Origin of the sequence: Paenibacillus sp. XY044, from assembly GCF_002257645.1 — a bacterium.
Classification (GTDB): domain Bacteria; phylum Bacillota; class Bacilli; order Paenibacillales; family Paenibacillaceae; genus Paenibacillus_AQ.
The window spans coordinates 925,255-940,742 of record NZ_NQMO01000002.1; the positions used below are offsets into that span (position 1 = coordinate 925,255).

13 protein-coding genes are annotated in these 15,488 nt (G+C 54.9%); 4 read left to right on the forward strand and 9 right to left on the reverse strand.

Going from position 1 to position 15,488, the window contains the following annotated elements; all coding sequences use genetic code 11:
- Window positions 1-168 precede the first annotated feature (168 nt).
- The 5 genes from CJP46_RS12675 to CJP46_RS12695 form a co-directional block, all read right to left on the reverse strand.
- Entirely contained in the window at window positions 169-2,250 is a 2,082-nt protein-coding gene (locus tag CJP46_RS12675; RefSeq protein ID WP_256992310.1) for an LTA synthase family protein, read from the reverse strand.
- Between the two features lie 458 nt (window positions 2,251-2,708).
- Window positions 2,709-3,650 carry a metal ABC transporter substrate-binding protein gene (locus CJP46_RS12680; protein ID WP_094595934.1) on the reverse strand — a complete coding sequence of 314 codons (942 nt, stop codon included), beginning with the start codon at window positions 3,648-3,650 and terminating at the stop codon, window positions 2,709-2,711.
- A gap of 73 nt (window positions 3,651-3,723) precedes the next feature.
- On the reverse strand, window positions 3,724-4,587 hold the full coding sequence (locus tag CJP46_RS12685) for a metal ABC transporter permease (RefSeq protein WP_094595935.1): 864 nt from the start codon (window positions 4,585-4,587) through the stop codon (window positions 3,724-3,726).
- On the reverse strand, window positions 4,587-5,345 hold the full coding sequence (locus tag CJP46_RS12690; RefSeq protein WP_094595936.1) for a metal ABC transporter ATP-binding protein: 759 nt from the start codon (window positions 5,343-5,345) through the stop codon (window positions 4,587-4,589). Before CJP46_RS12690 ends, CJP46_RS12685 begins: the two co-directional genes overlap by 1 nt.
- 251 nt (window positions 5,346-5,596) lie before the next feature.
- Window positions 5,597-6,505 carry a LysR family transcriptional regulator gene (locus tag CJP46_RS12695; protein ID WP_179281141.1) on the reverse strand — a complete coding sequence of 303 codons (909 nt, stop codon included), beginning with the start codon at window positions 6,503-6,505 and terminating at the stop codon, window positions 5,597-5,599.
- Window positions 6,506-6,702: 197 nt separating this feature from the next.
- Between CJP46_RS12695 and CJP46_RS12700 the strand changes: the two genes are divergently transcribed.
- The 4 genes from CJP46_RS12700 (at window position 6,703) to pstB (ending at window position 10,352) form a co-directional block, all read left to right on the forward strand.
- On the forward strand, window positions 6,703-7,644 hold the full coding sequence (locus CJP46_RS12700; RefSeq protein WP_094595938.1) for a phosphate ABC transporter substrate-binding protein PstS family protein: 942 nt from the start codon (window positions 6,703-6,705) through the stop codon (window positions 7,642-7,644).
- A 172-nt stretch (window positions 7,645-7,816) separates the two neighbouring features.
- Window positions 7,817-8,683: a phosphate ABC transporter permease subunit PstC gene (pstC, locus tag CJP46_RS12705; RefSeq protein WP_373557981.1), complete on the forward strand. Its 867-nt coding sequence runs from the start codon at window positions 7,817-7,819 to the stop codon at window positions 8,681-8,683.
- A complete protein-coding gene (pstA, locus tag CJP46_RS12710; RefSeq protein WP_094595940.1) occupies window positions 8,680-9,576 on the forward strand; it encodes a phosphate ABC transporter permease PstA in 897 nt (298 codons plus the stop codon). The genes pstC and pstA overlap by 4 nt, the downstream gene beginning before the upstream one ends.
- Before the next feature lie 5 nt (window positions 9,577-9,581).
- A complete protein-coding gene (pstB, locus tag CJP46_RS12715; RefSeq protein ID WP_094595941.1) occupies window positions 9,582-10,352 on the forward strand; it encodes a phosphate ABC transporter ATP-binding protein PstB in 771 nt (256 codons plus the stop codon).
- 228 nt (window positions 10,353-10,580) lie between these two features.
- On the opposite strand, the gene CJP46_RS12720 is transcribed toward pstB, so the two are convergent.
- From CJP46_RS12720 to CJP46_RS12735, 4 genes are all read right to left on the reverse strand, one after another.
- On the reverse strand, window positions 10,581-11,003 hold the full coding sequence (locus CJP46_RS12720) for a universal stress protein (protein ID WP_094595942.1): 423 nt from the start codon (window positions 11,001-11,003) through the stop codon (window positions 10,581-10,583).
- A gap of 12 nt (window positions 11,004-11,015) precedes the next feature.
- On the reverse strand, window positions 11,016-12,233 hold the full coding sequence (locus CJP46_RS12725; RefSeq protein ID WP_094595943.1) for an MFS transporter: 1,218 nt from the start codon (window positions 12,231-12,233) through the stop codon (window positions 11,016-11,018).
- Between the two features lie 107 nt (window positions 12,234-12,340).
- Window positions 12,341-12,787 carry a MerR family transcriptional regulator gene (locus tag CJP46_RS12730; RefSeq protein ID WP_094595944.1) on the reverse strand — a complete coding sequence of 149 codons (447 nt, stop codon included), beginning with the start codon at window positions 12,785-12,787 and terminating at the stop codon, window positions 12,341-12,343.
- Between the two features lie 420 nt (window positions 12,788-13,207).
- Entirely contained in the window at window positions 13,208-15,364 is a 2,157-nt protein-coding gene (locus tag CJP46_RS12735; RefSeq protein WP_094595945.1) for an ATP-dependent Clp protease ATP-binding subunit, read from the reverse strand.
- Window positions 15,365-15,488 lie beyond the last annotated feature (124 nt).

Consider the following 15,488-nt stretch of genomic DNA (forward strand, 5'->3'; position numbering starts at 1 on the left):
ATTTTACATTTTGTAAAGAGGGAATATGAAAAATTCACAATTCGTTTAACGATTGGACAAAATGATCCTAATCTGCCAGCAAACAAAAGACCGGGGGAATCGCATTGATTCCTTCCGGTCTAATTTGATTTTATAAATAGCGAATATAAAAGACTACATAGTGGAGTTTTATTTGCCTGCAGCATCATCCGGCTTGGACGGTGTTCCCGAAGCATTCGCAGGGGTGGTGCTGTCGGCCTTGCTGCCCGCGGGTGTACTGCCTGCCTTGGTATCTGCTGGAGTGCTGCTTGCTTTGGCATCCGCCGGCTTGGTCCCATCCGTCTTGGTCGAACCAGCAGGAGGGGAGGTTACATCTGTATTCGCATCCGTGATTGCATGCTCCTTCTCCTGATCCTTCCACTCTGGCAGCGACGCCACGTAAGCGTCCGACATGCTGATCAGCTTGTGCGCCCGCTCGTACGTTTCCTTGGCATCCAGCGGTTTGGTGACCTTGCCTCCGTTCAGCGGGTAGGTCACCCCGTCCGCGTAACCGGAGCCTGGTACGAACGCTCCATTAGCCGAAATGAATGAGCCTGAAGGGAGGTAGTACCGCTGCGGCAGCACGGGGCTGTTCTGATTGAGCAGATCCTGGCCGAAGTGCACCTGGTTCTTCAGCGAGACGCCGATCAGATTGGCCATCGTCGGGAAAATATCCGACTGCCCGCCGACCTGCTCCAGCGTCTGGGCTTTTTGATTCGGCACGGAGATGACGAGCGGGATGTTCATCATATCGGGGAGGGTATATTCCCGTCCGTAAATTTCCTTCATCAGTTTTTTCTCTTTGTTATTCAGCGAATAAATCGGAAGTCCCTGATGATCGCCGTACAGGACGATGACGCTGTTGTCCCAAACGCCGTTTTTCTTCAGCTTGTCTACGAACTGGCCGAGGGCGTAATCGGCATAGTTCTGGGCCTGGATGTAATCCCCGACGAGGGTTCCTTTGTAGCGGTCGGGAAGCTCCATCTTGTACTTGCGTTCCGGGATGCGGAACGGGTGATGGCCGGACATGGAAATGACCTGTACGTAGAATGGCTTGCCGGTTCCCTGCATCTGAGCCAGTTCGTCCGCCGTTTTGGCATAGAGCAGCTCATCCGAGGAACCGAATGAAACGAGATCGTCTTTGCCGAAAAACTTGTCGTCGTAATATTTTTCCCATCCGAGCGCTTTATACAGCTGATCCCTGTTCCAGAAAACGACGCTGTTCGTATGGAACGTCGCCGTCTGGTAACCGCTCGCGGCAAACGTCTTGGGCATGCTCGGCAGCGCCTTATCCGCATATATCTCGGAAGCCGCCCCATTCGATGGAACGTAGAGGGAGGTGTTCACGACGAACTCGGCATCCGCCGTATTTCCCTGTCCGACCTGCTGGAAAAAATGCGGGAAATACAAATGATCCTTAACCAGCTTGTTCATGTTCGGGGTAATTTCCTTGCCGTCGATTTTCAGGTTGACGAGGAAATTCTGGAATGCTTCGAGCTGAATGATGATGACGTTTTTTCCTTTGGCGGCACCCCAGTATGCCGGCTGCGCCGGCTCGGTCGTTCCCTTCACCTGGGCAACCGCCTCCGGCGTGACCGACTTGGCATCGACCTTAACGTTCTTGGAAGGGGCAAAGCCCACATACGCTTCGTAGTTGAGAATCCCCATGTCCCGGGCCTGCTGGAATTCGTTCATCCCGCTTCGGAACGGAAAAATACACACGCCGCAGGCGATCAGTGCCAGGACGGCTCCCCCGGCAAACCAGAGGCGGCCCGTTCGGACGGACAAACTGCGGCCAAAGGCGCGGAACCGCCGGCTGGAGCTGATGAGGACGAACAGCACGACGATGTCGGTGAAAATGAACAGGTAGTACGGATCCATAAGAGAAAAGACGCTGCTGTTAACCTCCGATACCTGGTTCACCTGGCGCAGCTCGTGATACGTGACGATAACTCCGAAATACTTATAGTACATAATGACGGCAAAATAAATAATAGTCAGAACCAGGTCCACAATCAGGTAGGTGACCAGCTTCTTGCGGTAGGCCAGCGTTTCGATCAGGCAGAAGAGCAGCCATACGGTTGGGATGCCCGTCAGCAGCATCATGCCGAAGCCTCCGGCATTTTCCCTGAACACGACCGTCCAGACCAGAAGCATTTTTAAAATCATGACAATGGAGAAGAAGATAAAAGGTTTACCTATCAGCGCTCTCCATGAAAAACGGTTATGCAAAATCAATCGACGCCCCTTTCGTAATGTTCCACACAGTTCGCCAAGCCCAGCCAAGGGCGCATAGGAAAAACGGCGTACAGTCTATGATTCGCAGGTTGTCCTGCGAACGGCCGTCCGCGTTCCTCCTTCAGCTTAATAGGATTACCCCTTATCAAAAACGCCATCAGGCCGCAGCAAACACAAGGCTTGTACACCTGTGCTAAGCCGGGCCGCATGCGGGACAATGAAGTTAATAGTAACTATTACACTATTGCAATTTAAGCACAGGGCCCAGGGAATTGCAAGAATCGCCCGGGGTGCGAAGAAAGGGGATGGACCCGGTTGGGCAAAGCCTCCCGCACCGGGCCGATGATTGATGAAGAAGGGATGTCATCACTCTATTATATATAGGAAGAGACAGGATCATTCCATCGGTGAAAATGAGGTGATCATGCGTGGAAGCAGGGCGGTGAATTGCGTTATTTCGTCAGTCCGGCATGAATCGTATCGAGATTCCATTTCATCATGGCGAGGTAGCTGTCCCCATCTTCCCCGGGCTTGCCGGTGGAATCAGTGAACACCTTGCCGGCTATCGGAACCTCGGTTTCCTTGGAGACGCTCTCCATACTGCGCGGGTCCACGCTGGTTTCTACAAACAACGAAGGCACTTGCTCCGCCTTCACGATATCGATAATCCGCTTCATCTGCTCAGGGGTGCCCTGGTTCTCCGTATTGATCTCCCAAATGTACTGGGCCTTCAGCCCGTAGGCCGTGGAAAAATATTTAAAGGCTCCTTCGCTCGTAACAAGAATCCGGCGTTCCTCGGGAATGTCGGCAAAGCGTGTCACGGCGTCGTCATGCAGTTTTTTTAATTCTTCTATATAACTGCCGGCATTCTGCTCATAATATTCCCGGTTAGCGGGATCTGCCTTCGTGAGGGCCGCAAGGGCGTTCTCCGCATAGCGGGTTCCGTTCTCGATGCTCAGCCAGGCATGCGGATCTTGCTCGGATTCCTTGCCGGCTGAGGTTAGATACATGGGTTCTACGCCTTCGCTCAGTGCGTAGACAGGCGCGTCATCTCCCGATTTCCCCGACGTTTCCAGCAGTTTGGCAAACCAGCCGTTACCCGTCTCCAAATTAAGCCCGTTATAGAAAATGACGTCGGCATCGCTGGCATGCTTGAGATCCGCCGGCAGCGGATCATATTCATGGGGGTCTGTGCCGACCGGCACGATCGAATACAGCTCCACGCGGTCGCCTGCAACCTGCTTTACGATGTCGTACAGGATCGAATAAGTGGTCAGCACGACCGGTTTTTCCGAAGAGCCGGCACTTTTTTTAGATTGACCGGAACAGCCCGCGGTAAGCCCCAGGACCAGTATGAACAAGGCCCCGAGCCAAACCTTCCTTCGACGTTTCATACGATTCCCTCCTTTTAAAAGATTGGATGATAGCAGCGTGGACGTGAACCTTGCTGCCTGCCGGCAGCCGGCGTCAAAGTCCTTTCAGTGCGGCCTTTTTCCGCCGGGTACGGAAATGCCGCCATAGGACGCCTTGTTTCGGCGAGAAGGCCAATGCCAGAATGAACCAGATGGCCGACGCGAGCACGATGGCAGCCCCGGAGGCCAGGTTGTATTTCACGCTGAAGTACAGTCCAACGACGGCCGATAACGCGCCGAAGCCGGCAGCCAGATAAATCATCACCCACAGCCGGTTGGTCAGCAGATAAGCGGTGGAGGCCGGGGTGATCAGCATGGCGACGACGAGGATGATACCGACGGTCTGCAGGGACGCGACGGTTACGAGCGTGAGCAGGGTCATCAGCAGGTAATGGATCAGCCGCCCCGGCAGCCCGTACGCGGCGGACATGACCGGATCGAACGAACTGACCAGCAGCTCTTTGTAGAACAGGTAGACGACCGCGACGATCACGATGCCAATGATCAGCGTGATCCACATGTCGGAGGCGCGGACCGCGAGCACGTTGCCGAACAGGATGTGGTACAGGTCGGTCGAGCTTTTGGCAAAGGTGATCAAAATGATGCCGACGGCAAAAAAGGACGTAAACACGATACCGATGGCTGAGTCGTTTTTGATTCGGCTGTTTTGGCTGACGTATCCGATGCCGAGCGCCGTCAGCACGCCTGTAACCACGGCGCCGAAAAAGAAGTTGATGCCCAGCATGTAGGACAGGGCGACGCCGGGGAGAACCGCATGGGAAATCGCGTCACCCATGAGCGCCATGCCGCGCAGAATAATGAAGCAGCCGATAATGCCGCAGATCATCCCGACCATGACCGATGTCAGCAGCGCCTTTTGCAAAAAGCCGTATTCCAGGATTCCGCCAAGGAATTCCATTACACACCCACTCCGTTCTGTTCAAGAAAGGTCAGCTGCGCCGCATAGGCCCGGCTTAGAATTTCCGGACGGCAGACTTCGCGGGCCGGACCTGCTTTCACCAGCTCGCCGTTAAGCAGGACGAGACCGTCGAAATAACTCTCCGCCTTGCTCAGATCGTGATGAACCACGAGCACCGTCCGGTTCTGATCCCGCAGCTCTTTCAAAATGGCGACGATGGTCTCCTCGCTGGCGGCGTCCACGCCGACGAAGGGCTCATCCAGACAGAACAGCTCCGCCTCCTGAGCGAGCGCCCGGGCCAGAAATACGCGCTGCTGCTGTCCGCCGGACAGCTCGCCGATCTGCCGGGAGCCGAAATCCTCCATGCCGACCTTCTCCAGGCAGTGATAGGCCAGTTCTTTATGCTGCCGCCGGGGTCTCTTAAGCAGACCGAGCTTCGGGTAGGTGCCGAGCAGAACGGTATCGATCACCGTAATCGGGAACGTCATGTCGATTTCGCTGCGCTGCGGAACGTAGGCGATGCGGGTCCGGGCTTCCTTAACGCTGCCGCCGAAGATGCGAAGCTCGCCGTGATCTCGCGGAATCAGTTCAAGGAGCGATTTCATCAGCGTGGATTTGCCGGCGCCGTTGGGTCCAATAATACCGGTCATGCTGCCGGGAAGAAGCGTAAAGCTGACGTCGCGAAGGGCATCCTTGCCGTGATAGGAGACGAACAGGCTGTCGACGGACACCGAAGGGACGCGGTGACGGGGAAGCATAGCATAAACCTCCTTTGGATTATGAAAACTTTGACATAAGTTTCCCTTGGGACAAATTAATGCACATATATAAAAGTTTTTACCTAAGGAAACTTTATTGAGTATAGGCTAAAACAGATGGGGAGAAATGTAAAGTGTTTTTTTGCCAGGGATGTCCGATTTTCGGAGGGTAAAACGAGGGCGAAATAGCGTTAGAATGCGGGGCGATAATAGGGGCCGAGCCCAAAAAAAGAAGCCCCGATTCCGCGGAATCAAGGCTTCATATCCTGGTCGTTGATGTGCTGCTTGGCGAACTGCTTGAACTGCTCCCTGAGCGGTGAATAGGGCTGGTCGGCGTGAAAGGCCATATAGGCCTTGACCGATTTGCCTGCAGAGCCGGGGGCAGCCAAGTATTGAAGACTCCCGGAGGCGAGCTCGCTTCGGATGCCGGACAAGGGGAAGAAGGAGATGAACTCTCCGTCCTCCACCGTATGCTTGACCGACTCCGGCGAATTGATGATCATGCGCTCCCACAAGTGGATCCCGCTCTCGATCGCGTAGGATCGGGTGAAGTCCCGCATAAAGGAGCCTTCGGCATGCTGGATAAAGAAGTGTTGGGCGACCAGCTGGTCGCTCAGCGATTTCAGGCTGGAGAAAGGATGCTCGGGTGCAAAGATGACGACAAGCTCATCTTCCAGCAGCAAATCTTCCTTGATGCCGGCAGCCGCAACGTCCTGCGAATAATAAAAGGCCAGGTCTACCTCATGGTTGTAGAGCAGCTCCTGGACGGTCCGGCTGGGCTGCACGGTCAGCTCAATCTGGATGCCGGGAAACTGCCGGCAGAACCGGTTGACAAGTCTAGGCAGGTGAATCGTCCCGATTAGGCTGTCAGCCCCGATATGAAGAATGCCCTTGCCCAAATCGGCGTAGTCCTGCACGGCCTTCCGGGCCTCGGCGGCCAGCCCCGTCATTTTGACGGCGTAGGGGTACAGCGCCTTTCCGGCGTCGGTCAGCAGGATGCGGCCCCGCTTGGACTCGAAGAGGGCGATGCCCATCTCCTCCTCTAAGCTTTTCATATGAAAGGTGACGGTCGGCTGTTTCATATCCAGCTCTTTGGCTACGTCAGTCACTTTCTTATATTTTTCAATATAAACAAGGATTTGCAATTTTAACAAATTCAACGATGATTCCCCCTCGGTCACGTCCGATTCTCTTTCATTATAGAATTAATCTATGGAGTCATAAAGATTATATTCTGATATTTATCGTTCTTTTTACAAAACGCATCATTTTACAAAATGATAGAGAACTACAATGAATTTGTCGGTAAACTTCATAGAGTTACACGGCAAACCAAAATGGGGGGAAACATTAGATTATGAAATTCAAAAAACCGTTACTTATGTTTTGTACGTTGGTCCTGGTTCTTATGCTGGCTGCCTGCGGCAGCAAAAACTCGGCGGATAGCGGCAGCGCTACGGGTTCGGGAACCGCAACTGAAGATAAACCGGCTGCAGAGGAAACCCTCAGCGGATCCGTTCTGGCCGTAGGCTCCACAGCACTCCAACCGCTGGTCGAGCAAGTCGCACAAAAATTCATGGGTGAATCCCAATACTCCCAAATCCAAGTTCAAGTACAAGGCGGCGGCAGCGGCACCGGTTTGACGCAAGTATCCGGCGGCCAAGCCAACATCGGCAACTCCGACGTATTTGCTGAAGAAAAGCTGGATGCTGACAAAGCTAAAGAACTCGTTGACCACCAAGTGGCCGTTGTGGCCATGGCGGCTGTAACGAATCCTGACGCAGGTGTAGACAGCCTGACGAAACAGCAGCTGGTTGATATTTTCACTGGCAAAGTCACGAACTGGAAAGACGTTGGCGGCAAGGACGAAAAGATCGTTATCGTTAACCGTCCTGCAAGCTCCGGTACTCGCGCAACGTTTGAAAAATATGCACTCGGAACGAAAACTGAAGACCTGCAAGGTTCGATTCAAGAAGATTCTTCCGGTACGGTGAAAAAGATCATTTCCGAAACGCCTGGCGCCATCGGATATCTGGCTCTGTCCTACCTGGACGACAAAGTGAAAACTGTAAAATATGACGGTGTGGAAGCAACGGAAGAGAACGTAGCATCCGGTAAATATCCGGTATGGGCTTACGAGCATATGTACACGAAAGGCGATCCTACTCCAGAAGTGAAGGCATTCCTGGACTACATGACTTCGGACACCGTGCAAAACGGCGACGTGGTTGAGCTCGGATACATTCCGGCTTCCAAAATGGAAGTGAAACGCGACAAGGACGGCAACATCACGCAATAACATCAGGTTCCTTGAGCTCTCACGAAACACTGAATATGTATGACAAGAGGCGGAGAGACCAACTTCTGCCTCTATTTTCACTTTAGAAAGAAGGACAACGATGAAAGCTATAGATGAAAGGCCTGTAGGCATCGCTGATAACCCCCGTCCCGGGCGGATAAAAAAACATCATATGGAAGATTTCGCGGGACGCGGCTATACGACGATATGCGCGATTCTGCTGATCGTCATTATTTTGTCCATCATTTATTTTGTCGCTTCCAAGGGACTGGCGACTTTCTTCAGAGACGGCGTAAGCTTCAGCGAGTTTCTGTTCGGCTCCAAGTGGGATCCGGAAGGCAACCATGGCGAGCCGCAGTTCGGCGTCATGCCGTTTATTTTCGGTTCATTCGCGACGTCGATCCTGGCAGCGCTCATCGCCAGTCCGCTCAGCATCTGCGCATCGCTCTTCATGACGGAGATCGTGCCGGGCTGGGGCAAAAAGCTGCTGCAGCCGGTCATTGAACTGCTTGCCGGAATTCCTTCCGTCGTATATGGATTTGTCGGCCTGACGGTCATCGTTCCGGCCTTGCGTGACCTGTTTCCCGGTCAGGGGATCGGTATCGCTGCGGGTTCGATCGTGCTGTCGGTGATGATCCTGCCGACGATTACGAGCATCGGTACCGACGCGCTGTCCTCGCTGCCGCGCGGCTTGAAGGAGTCCTCGTACGCACTCGGTGCAACGCGCTGGCAGACCATCTACAGAGTTATTCTGCCAACCGTGCTCCCTTCTATTCTAACCGGGGTCGTCCTCGGTATGGCTCGTGCCTTCGGGGAAGCATTGGCGGTACAGATGGTTATCGGGAATGCGCCGCATATTCCGCGGTCGCTGTTCGAATCCGCCTCGACGCTGACCAGCGTCATCACGCTGGATATGGGCAATACTGTCATGGGTACCCCACACAGTAACGCGCTGTGGAGCATGGCGCTGGCGCTCATGTTCATGACCTTTATCTTCGTCGTTATCGTTCGCCTGCTGGAAAGGAGAAATCGGATTTGAAAGCTAAAGCCGCTGACAAAATTGCAACAGCCATTATTGTGGTGTTATCCCTATTGATCGTAGCGGTTCTGCTCGGACTGCTCGGATTTATTCTGTACCGAGGACTCAGCCACATCAGCTGGCACTTCCTTACTTCGGTGCCTCAAACGATCCGGGAGGGCGGCGGCATCGGTCCGCAGCTGTTTAACTCCTTGTTCCTGCTGGTACTGACGCTAATTATTACGATTCCGCTGGGCCTGGGTGCCGGCATCTATATGGCCGAGTACGCCAAGCCGGGCAAGATCACCGGAACGATCCGCCTCGTCGTCGAGGTGCTGTCCTCGTTTCCGTCCATCGTCGTCGGCCTCTTCGGCTTGCTCTTGATTGTCAACACGTTCGGCTTTGGCTTCTCGCTCTTCTCGGGCGCGATCGTCCTGACGATCTTTAACCTGCCGCTCATGGTCCGCATCACGGAGCAGGCCTTCCGCAGCGTGCCGAAGGAGCAGAAGGAAGCAGGGCTTGCGCTTGGATTATCGAAATGGAAAATCATTACGTCCGTGCTGTTTCCGGTCGCCCTGCCAAGCATTGTCACAGGTACGGTTCTGGCTGCTGGACGGGTATTCGGGGAAGCGGCGGCGCTCCTGTTTACCGCGGGGATGTCCACGCCGCGTCTAGATTTTACCAACTGGAACCCGCTGAGCCCGACGTCGCCGATCAATCCATTCCGTCCGGCAGAGACGCTGGCCGTGCACATTTGGAAAATCAACAGTGAGGGCATTGCGCCCGATGCGGCGGAAATTGCTGCCGGCGCTTCGGCAGTACTCGTGATTCTCGTGCTTGTCTTCAACCTGTTTGCCCGCTGGTTCGGCAACCTGCTCTACAAAATCATGACGGCATCCAAACGAATGGGATAGGAGAAATGAGCATGCAACAATCATCGACTACATTCCGCACTGAAAACCTGAGTGTGTTCTATGGAACGTACGAAGCCGTGAAGAACATCAGCCTGAACTTCCCGGACAAGAGCGTTACCGCGCTCATCGGCCCGTCCGGCTGCGGGAAATCGACGTTTTTGCGGTCCCTGAACCGAATGAACGACGAGATCTCCCAAGCCGTGATCAAAGGGAAGATCTGGATCGGCGGGGAGGACATCAACGATCCTTCCACCGATGTCATTCAGCTGCGGCAAAAAATCGGAATGGTATGGCAGAAGCCGAATCCATTCTATAAATCCATCTACGAAAATATCGCCTTTGGCCCGAAATACCATGGCGTGAAAAATAAAAAGGCGCTCGACGAGATCGTCGAGTCCAGCTTGCGCAAAGCGGCGTTGTGGGACGAAGTGAAGGACCGCCTGAAGCAGTCCGCCTTGTCGCTCTCGGGCGGCCAGCAGCAGCGCCTGTGCATTGCGCGCGCTTTGTCGGTCAACCCGGGGATTCTGCTCCTCGATGAGCCGGCGTCGGCTCTCGATCCGGTTTCGACGTCCAAGGTCGAGGAACTGATCGTCGAGCTCAAGAAAGAGCTGAGCATCGTGATCGTGACGCACAACATGCAGCAGGCCGCACGGATTTCCGACTATACGGCGTATTTCTACCTCGGCACGCTGATGGAGCATAACGATACCGAAATTATTTTCACCAACCCGGCCAATGCCATGACCCAGGAGTATATCTCCGGACGGTTTGGTTAAGCCGCCGTTTGTTTGCACAGCAAAAAGCCGTCTCCCCAGAGATGAATGGGGAGGCGGCTTATTTAATTATAGAAGTTGAATTAAAGAATAGGATGCAGGGCAAGGAAGTAAAACGATTCGGAAGAAACGAAAACAAGAGCGATCGTAGGAACTTTTTACGTACTTGCCCCTATCATCGATTTCAATAGTTCAACTTATATAAGCAAAAGCTCCACTTTGTGGGGAGGGTTAACGGACGATCATGACCGGGCAGTGCGCATGCTGAACGACGCTGTGGCTGACACTGCCGATAAGCATTTCCGACACGAGGCCCATGCCCCGGCTGCCCATCACGATCAGGTCAGCCGACTCTTCCTTGGCCGTCTGGCAGATAACCTTGGCCGGATCGCCGGTTTTGCTGACCGTACGGAAGGAGACTCCCGAGCGGCTCGCTTCTTCGGTAGCCGGGATGAGAATTTTTTCGCCTTCCTGGCGGATGTGTTCGTCCAGGTCTACGCCCACCGGCGGTTCATTGATGGACACGGTGGGGTTGACGTGCAGGACGACGAGCTCGGGAGCGTTATTCAGGCTCTGTGCGAGCGACACGGCGGAATCCAGCGCATGCCGGGCATGCTTGGATCCGTCAACGGGTACGAGAATACGTGAGTACATATAAGAACCTCCTTAATGGCCTTCTGCCCGGTCAACATGGGCAAGCTTGCGGCGGGATACGAGCAGGGCGACGACGCCCAGGAAGACCATGACCGCGCCGAAGTAGAACGGCGTCTCCGCATGGTACCACTCGGACAGCTTGCCGGCGAGCCAAGGGGAGACGGCGCCGCCAAGGAAGCGGACGAAGCTGTAAGCCGCGGAAGCGACGGAGCGTTCTACCGGAGCGGCCTGCATGACGGCCGTGGTGATCAGCGTATTGTTGATGCCCAGGAAGATCCCGGCCACGATGACGCAGACGATTACGGTCTGAGGCGAGTGGTTATACGTGCCGATACCCATAATGAGGAGCACGATTGTAAACAGCGTAAGCACTGTCGCAATGGACGACACGACGCTGAAGCGCTTCTGCAGCTTCGGAGCGACGAATACCGACGTAAAGGCAAGCAGAATGCCCCAGCCGAAGAAGACATAGCCCAGACCGTGCTCATCCAGGTCCATGACGTACGGCGAGTACGCCATCAGGGTGAAGAAACCGAAGTTATACAGGAATGCCGTAATCCCAAGGATCAGCAGTGCCGGATAAGACAGCGCCTTGAACGGGTCGGCCAGTGTGCTGGCTTTCTTCGGCTTAGGCACGTTCGGGAGCATAAACGTAACGAAAATAAACCCGATGGCCATCAGAACGGCCACGCCGAAGAACGGTCCGCGCCAGGAGATGGAGCCCAGCTCGCCGCCCAGCAGCGGTCCGACGGAAATCCCGAGACCGAGTGCGGCTTCGTACAAAATGATTGCTTTAGCCGTGCCGGATGTGGACAGCCCGACGATCGCGGACAGCGCGGTGGCGATAAAGAGGGCGTTGCCGAGTCCCCAGCCGCCGCGAAAACCGACGATACTGCCGATGGAGTTGGACAGACCGCCAAGCGCCGCGAAGATGACGATGAGCAGCATCCCGGTCAGCAGCGTCTTCTTGATGCCGATCCGGCTGGAAATGACGCCGGTAATCAGCATTGCTACGCCGGTTACCAGATTGTAGCTCGTAAACAGAAGCGAAACCTGGCTCTTGGATGCGTGCAGCTGCTCGGCGATGGCCGGCAGAATCGGGTCAACCAGGCCGAGGCCCATAAAGGAGATGATACAGGCAAAAGCGATTGCCCATACCGCCTTCGGCTGGGACAGCAGTCCCCCTTGTCGCTGTTCCGGCTCCAGGGGCTGCGAAGCATTGGTTTTCATAAGTAACATTACCTCCATTTTGATGAATCATGTATTTTCATGTTTTCATGAATCTCCACAACAAAAAAACGTCTATCGACGCACTTGCATAACGGCCGCAGCGGCTTTTAGCCTTCCAGGGAATCGGTTTCTTCGTCGAATTTGCGGATGAAATCATCCAGCCGCTTCTGCGTCTGTTCCAATTCCTGCTGCATAAGGCGCATTTTCTCGACTTTGGTACGCAGCATTTGAAGCTGTTCTTCCAGCATCTCGCTCATATGGGTCAATTGCTGTCTCCGATGGGCCCGGCTGGTCATATCGTGGTAAGTTTGGTGATGCAGCTTATAAGCGTCCGATACGGATAAGTACTGAACCAGCTCCTGCAGGCTGAAACCGAGAATTTCTTTGGCATTCACGATCTTCTTCAAATACTCGATGTCCTCGCGGGTATAGAGGCGGGTGCCTCCCTCGCTCCGTTCAGGGGTCGGAAAGACGCCGATCTCTTCGTAGTAGCGGATCGTTCGCTTCGTCAAGCCGCATTCTCTGGCGACATCGTCGATTTTATATTCATCCATTTCCTTCCTCCCTCAAAGTTTCCCGGGTAACATTAATCATTGTAATCCTGACTAACGTTAACGTCAACGTTAAATTTTATGAAACCCAAAAAGATAATTATTACGTGGAATCCGGTTGTGGCCTTAGTATGCCCGGCATCCACCGTTTACGTACGGGGGTTGCCATAGTGCTGTGAAGCGATTTTCATTGAAAAGCTCCCCATGTTCAGTGGCCGTCAGGCAGTCTGTGCGGAGTCCTCAGAGGGGGATATGGGAGAACAGCGATGCGGTTTATTACGGTCATCGTGAACGGAGAGGGGAGAGCTGGCCGAGTGGTGCGATTCCTGATTGTCTGCACAAAAAAAGCTGTCCCTAACCGTATGACGGATTAGGGACAGCTTTCAAAATTAAGGGCGTAAACGCTGGTGTATTCGGTGAACATTAAGCGCGAACGACGCGAACCTGGTCCTCTTCGAGCTCGACCCGAATCGCCTTAACATCCTCGTCGTCCAGCAGCAGATCCGTGATGCCGTCTTCCACATGCTGCTGAATGACACGGCGGAGCGGACGGGCACCGAAGGCCGGATCGTAACCCAGTTCGGCCAGCTTGCGTTTCGCTTCGCCAGACACGTCTAGCGAGATGTCGTGCTCCGAGAGGCTGGCCGTTACTTCACCGAGCATGTTGTCGACAATCGTTACAAGATCTTCTTCTTTCAGCGAGGCGAACGGTACGATACCGTCGAAACGATTCAGGAATTCAGGCCGGAAGTAGCTGCCGAGCGAATCGAGAATCGAGCGGGTCTGCTCGGACTTGGCGGTAAAACCGACCATGATTTTTTTATCGGCGGCCGTGCCGGCGTTAGAAGTCATAATGATGACTGTATCCTTGAAGCTTACCGTGCGGCCCTGGCTATCGGTCAGGCGGCCGTCGTCCAATACCTGCAGGAACATATGCTGCACATCCGGATGCGCCTTCTCAATCTCATCGAGCAGGATGATGCTGTACGGATTGCGGCGCACGCGTTCCGTCAGCTGACCGGCTTCTTCATGGCCGACGTAGCCCGGAGGCGAACCGATCAGCTTGGAGACGGAATGCCGCTCCATGTATTCGCTCATGTCCAGACGAATCATCGAATCGGTGCTGCCGAACAATTCTTCGGCCAGCGCCTTGGACAGTTCGGTCTTGCCGACGCCGGTCGGTCCGACGAACAGGAAGGACGCGATCGGCTTGGAATCGCTGCGCAGCCCGGCGCGTCCGCGGCGAACGGCTTTGGCGACCTTGCCGACGGCTTCGCTCTGGCCGATGACGCGGCTTTCGAGGCGGGCGGCGAGATTTTTCATCTTGCCGCGCTCGTCCGCCTGCAGTTTGCCGACCGGGATGCCGGTCTTGCGCTCGATGATGCTCTGGATGTCCTGGACGGACACTTCGAGCACCTCTCCGGCATCGGCATCGCCGTTCGAGCGCTGCAGCAGGGCGGCTTCTTCATCGCGCAGCTTGGCGGCGCGTTCGTAGTTTTCTTCGCGGGCAGCCGCGTCCTTCTCGGTCTTGATCTGTTCCAGACGGGCGCGGATTTCGTCCGTACTGCTAACCGGAGCGCGCAAGTTCAGCTTGGCGCCGGATTCGTCGAGCAGGTCGATCGCTTTATCCGGCAGGAAGCGGTCTTGGATATAGCGGCTCGACAGACGCACGCACGCTTCGAGCGTTTCGTCCGGGTAACGGACGCCGTGGAACTGCTCGTATTTCGGACGCAATCCTTTCAGTATTTCGATCGTTTCCTCGGCGGTCGGCTCGTCGACCATTACCGGCTGGAAGCGGCGCTCGAGCGCGGCGTCTTTCTCGATCTGACGGTACTCCTTAAGCGTCGTGGCGCCAATAACCTGCAGCTCGCCCCGCGCCAGCACCGGCTTTAGGATGTTTCCGGCGTCCATGGAGCCTTCCGCCGAGCCCGCACCGACCAGCAGATGGATTTCGTCGATGAACAGCAGAATATTATGACGCTGCTCCAGTTCGGCGATCAGCTGCTTAATCTTGTCCTCAAACTGTCCGCGAATGCCGGTTCCCGCTACGAGGGAGGCGACGTCGAGCGAATATACTTCCTTGTTTTGCAGCTTGGCCGGTACTTTGCCTTCCGTGATGCGCAGCGCCAGCCCTTCGGCGATAGCCGTCTTGCCGACGCCCGGTTCGCCGATCAGCACCGGATTGTTTTTGTTCCGGCGGTTCAAAATTTCGATGACACGGTCGATCTCTTCGTCGCGGCCGATGACGTTGTCGATCTTGCCGCCGCGAGCCGCGTCGTTCAGATTGCGTCCGAGCTGATCCAGCAGCCCGCCCCCACGACGTCCACCGCCTTGAGCGGCTGCTCGCGAAGGTTGCTGCCCCGCGCCAGAAACCGGCTCGCCCGGCTGCATGAAGCTGCGGAACAGATCTTCCAGCGGAGAAGAATCATGGCCGGAAGAACCGAAGCCTGCCGCAAACGGCACGCCGCCGTTCACTTTGGCATAGCATTCTTCGCATAGAAACATTTTCTCGGATTTATGGTTGACAGTGAGGCTCAGACCTACGGTTGCCTGGTTTTGATTACAATGTTGACAGCGCATGAAGGCATGCCCCTTTCATTAATTAATGGATGATTAATCTGTGGATACTGCATTTGGATGCCCCAATTGATACAACGGCTGCCCGCGCCTTTCGGAAGCAGGCCGCCGGAATGGAGGAATGAAA

What these genes read in the sequence shown, in the direction of transcription:
- CJP46_RS12690 (WP_094595936.1), bottom strand. Translation starts at nt 5,345, where the DNA reads ATGCTTCCCCGTCACCGCGTCCCTTCGGTGTCCGTCGACAGCCTGTTC.
- CJP46_RS12730 (WP_094595944.1), bottom strand. Translation starts at nt 12,787, where the DNA reads ATGGATGAATATAAAATCGACGATGTCGCCAGAGAATGCGGCTTGACG.
- CJP46_RS12735 (WP_094595945.1), bottom strand. Translation starts at nt 15,364, where the DNA reads ATGCGCTGTCAACATTGTAATCAAAACCAGGCAACCGTAGGTCTGAGC.
- CJP46_RS12725 (WP_094595943.1), bottom strand. Translation starts at nt 12,233, where the DNA reads ATGAAAACCAATGCTTCGCAGCCCCTGGAGCCGGAACAGCGACAAGGG.
- CJP46_RS12700 (WP_094595938.1), top strand. Translation starts at nt 6,703, where the DNA reads ATGAAATTCAAAAAACCGTTACTTATGTTTTGTACGTTGGTCCTGGTT.
- pstC (WP_373557981.1), top strand. Translation starts at nt 7,817, where the DNA reads ATGGAAGATTTCGCGGGACGCGGCTATACGACGATATGCGCGATTCTG.
- CJP46_RS12680 (WP_094595934.1), bottom strand. Translation starts at nt 3,650, where the DNA reads ATGAAACGTCGAAGGAAGGTTTGGCTCGGGGCCTTGTTCATACTGGTC.
- CJP46_RS12685 (WP_094595935.1), bottom strand. Translation starts at nt 4,587, where the DNA reads ATGGAATTCCTTGGCGGAATCCTGGAATACGGCTTTTTGCAAAAGGCG.
- pstB (WP_094595941.1), top strand. Translation starts at nt 9,582, where the DNA reads ATGAGCATGCAACAATCATCGACTACATTCCGCACTGAAAACCTGAGT.
- CJP46_RS12720 (WP_094595942.1), bottom strand. Translation starts at nt 11,003, where the DNA reads ATGTACTCACGTATTCTCGTACCCGTTGACGGATCCAAGCATGCCCGG.